This is a genomic window from Halomonas sp. (assembly GCF_031581305.1).
GTDB lineage: Bacteria > Pseudomonadota > Gammaproteobacteria > Pseudomonadales > Halomonadaceae > Halomonas.
Genome location: NZ_JAVLBC010000231.1, coordinates 1 through 3,074 on the forward strand (window position 1 = coordinate 1; position 3,074 = coordinate 3,074).

3 protein-coding genes are annotated in these 3,074 nt (G+C 67.5%); all 3 read right to left on the reverse strand.

What is annotated here, in order from left to right; genetic code table 11:
- Positions 1-136 precede the first annotated feature (136 nt).
- Genes recR through dnaX form a run of 3 tightly spaced genes read right to left on the reverse strand, consistent with a single transcriptional unit; the run spans position 137 to position 2,967 of the window.
- Positions 137-742 (reverse strand): recombination mediator RecR, encoded by a 606-nt coding sequence (gene recR, locus RI841_RS14695; RefSeq protein WP_310706380.1) that lies wholly within the window; start codon positions 740-742, stop codon positions 137-139.
- Between the two features lie 22 nt (positions 743-764).
- Entirely contained in the window at positions 765-1,091 is a 327-nt protein-coding gene (locus tag RI841_RS14700) for a YbaB/EbfC family nucleoid-associated protein (protein ID WP_310706381.1), read from the reverse strand.
- Positions 1,092-1,137: 46 nt separating this feature from the next.
- Positions 1,138-2,967 (reverse strand): DNA polymerase III subunit gamma/tau, encoded by a 1,830-nt coding sequence (dnaX, locus tag RI841_RS14705; RefSeq protein WP_310706382.1) that lies wholly within the window; start codon positions 2,965-2,967, stop codon positions 1,138-1,140.
- Between the last annotated feature and the right edge of the window lie 107 nt (positions 2,968-3,074).

Consider the following 3,074-nt stretch of genomic DNA (forward strand, 5'->3'; position numbering starts at 1 on the left):
CGGAAGAACTCGGTGTCCAGAGCTATGACCTCGGCCGACGCCACCTCGGCGCAGGCGGCATCCAGGGCCTCGGGGGTATCGATCCAGCGAATCTCGGGAGTCAGGGGCATGCAGGTTTCCGGCAGGAAAAGGAACGTCACTCGCCCCGGAAGGGCAGGCGACCATTGAAGGCGCGGCTCAGGGTGCCGCCGTCGACGTACTCGAGCTCACCGCCCATGGGAACACCGTAGGCGAGTCGCGAAAGTTTCACACCCAGAGAGGCGAGCTGGGCGGCGATGTAGTGAGCGGTTGCCTCGCCCTCCACGGTGGGGTTGGTGGCGAGCACCACCTCCTCCACGGCGGCCTCGGCGACGCGTGCCTCGAGCTGGTCGAGACCAATGTCCTCGGGACCGATGCCGTCCAGGGGGGAAAGGTGGCCATGCAACACGAAGTAGCGGCCGCGGTAACCGCCGGCCTCCTCGATGGCCAGCTGGTCGGCGGGAGATTCCACCACGCAGAGCACATCATCATCGCGCCGCGCACTGGTGCAGATGCTGCAGATGTCCTCCTCGGTGAGGGTCCGACAGCGCCGGCAGTAGCCGACCTGCTCCAGCGCCACGCCAAGTGCCTCTACCAAGCGCCGGCCACCGTCGCGGTCACGCTCGAGAAGATGCATAGCCATGCGCTGAGCCGTCTTGGGCCCGACACCCGGCAGCACGCGCAGCGACTCCATCAGTCTTTCGACCAGCGGGGAAAAGCTCATCGGCGGTCCATCTCGGCGGCGATCAGAAGGGCATCTTGAAACCCGGCGGCAGATCGAGGCCGGCAGTGGCCTCCTCCATCTTGGCCTTGGAGCTGGCCTCGACCTTGCGCACGGCGTCGTTCACGGCCGCGGCCAGCAGGTCCTCGAGCAGCTCCTTGTCCTCTTCCATGACACTGGGGTCGATGTCGACCTTGCTCACATCATGGCGTCCATTCATGGTTACCTTGACCATGCCGGCCCCCGCCTCACCCAGGACCTCGGCCTTGGCGACCTCCTCCTGGACGCGCTGCATCTTCTCCTGCATTTCCTGGGCCTGCTTCATCAGATTGCCCATTCCACCCTTCATCATGGCGGATACCTCTCGTGGTTGGTGTGATCGACGGCCGCGGCACGACTCAACCGCGTGCCTCGGCATCGGCGGGCTTGACCGTGGATTCGATCAGCCGCGCACCGAAGGCCTGCTGCAATTTCTGTATATGGGGATCACGGCTCAAGGCTTCAATCGCCTCGGCATGCCGCTGGGCAGTCAGGCGATCGGCCTGCTGCTTCGGGGTCTCGACCTCGGCGGGCAGCGCTCCCGGCACCACTATCAGGCGGCGATCGACCCCGATGGCCGCCAGCGCCTCGCGCATGCGCGTCACGTGGACCTCAGCCTGCATCGCCTCCTGGGAGGGATCGAGACGCAGCGTCAACTGCTCGCCGTCGTCGGCCTCGACCACGCAGTGGGCAGCCAGGTTACGGGTCAGTCCCCCGAGCCCCAGCGAATCGAAGCAGGCCAGCCAGTCGGCGTGGCCGAAGTGTCCGTCCGCGAGGCCGGCTGTGGCTGCCGGCGCCGCCGCGTCCTTCTCTTCCCGCTCGACCCAGGGGGGCGGCTCATCGTCCGGCGACGGTGCCGACACGGCCTCGGCGGTCGGGGTCGGTGGCAGGGTGTCGGGTGTTGGACTGGCCGCTGGGGTCTCGTCGGCGGTCTGGCGCGTCTCGGGTGGCACTTGGGCGGGCCGGGATAACGGCGTCCCCTCGGGAGCCTGCCCACCCTGCGGAGGCGTGTCGCCACCCGGCCCCGTGCCGCCGGGTTCTCCCTGGCCACGCAGGGGCAACGGTGTCTGCGCGGGACGCGGCACGCCCTGGGGACGAAACGCCAGCATGCGCAACAGGGTCATCTCCAGGGCGCTGCGCAGGTCCGGGGCATGCGCCATATCGCCACGGCCCTGGATGCCGATCTGGTAGTAGAGCTGGATGTCCTCGGCGGTGAAGCGCGCGGCCAACGCGAGCAGCGCCTCGCGATCGCCATGCCCGTTGTCCACGGCATCAGGCACCATCTGAGCGATGGCCAGGCGGTGCAGCACGCCGGTGATGTCGTCGAGCACTGCGGCGAAGTCCGGGCCCTGCTCGGCCAGGGCCGCTACCTCGGCAAGCAGTCGAGGGGCATCCACCGCGGCCAGGGCCTCGATCAGTGCCAGGACATGGCGATGATCGAGGGTACCGAGCATCGCGGCCACATCGGCATGGTGCACCTCGCCCTGGCCAAAGGCAATTGCCTGGTCGGTGAGGCTCATGGCATCGCGCATGGAGCCCTCGGCGGCCTTGCCCAGCAACCACAGGGCACTCTCCTCGAAGGCCACCCCCTCGACCTCGAGCACCTTGGCCAGATGGCCGACGATGCGCTCGGGCGGCATGTGCTTGAGGGTGAACTGCAGGCAGCGCGACAGCACCGTGGGAGGCAGCTTCTGCGGGTCGGTGGTCGCCAGCAGGAACTTCACGTGGGGCGGCGGCTCCTCCAGGGTCTTCAGTAGCGCATTGAAGCTGCTGGTGGAGAGCATATGCACCTCATCGATGAGGTACACCTTGTAGCGCCCCTGGGTCGGCGCGTACTGGACGTTGTCGAGCAGCTCGCGGGTATCTTCCACCTTGGTGCGCGAGGCCGCATCGACCTCGATCAGGTCGACGAAGCGCCCCTCGTCGATGGAGCGGCAGCTGTCGCACTCGCCGCAGGGCGTCGAGGTCACGCCCGCATCCCCCTGGCCGTTCGCCGTGCAGTTCAGGCACTTGGCCAGGATCCGCGCCAGGGTAGTCTTGCCCACCCCGCGGGTCCCGGTGAACAGGTAGGCATGATGCAGCCGACCCTGATCCAGGGCATTGACCAGCGCACGCTGGACATGCTCCTGGCCGACCAGTTCATGGAAGGTACGCGGTCGCCACTTGCGGGCCAGAACCTGATAGCTCATGCAGCGCGGGATCCTTGCGGTAAAGCGAACAGCAGCGGTGGAGTGACGGACGCCGGGGGCCTGCAACGACCGGGCCCGATGCCCGACTGGAACGCGTCATTCTAGCG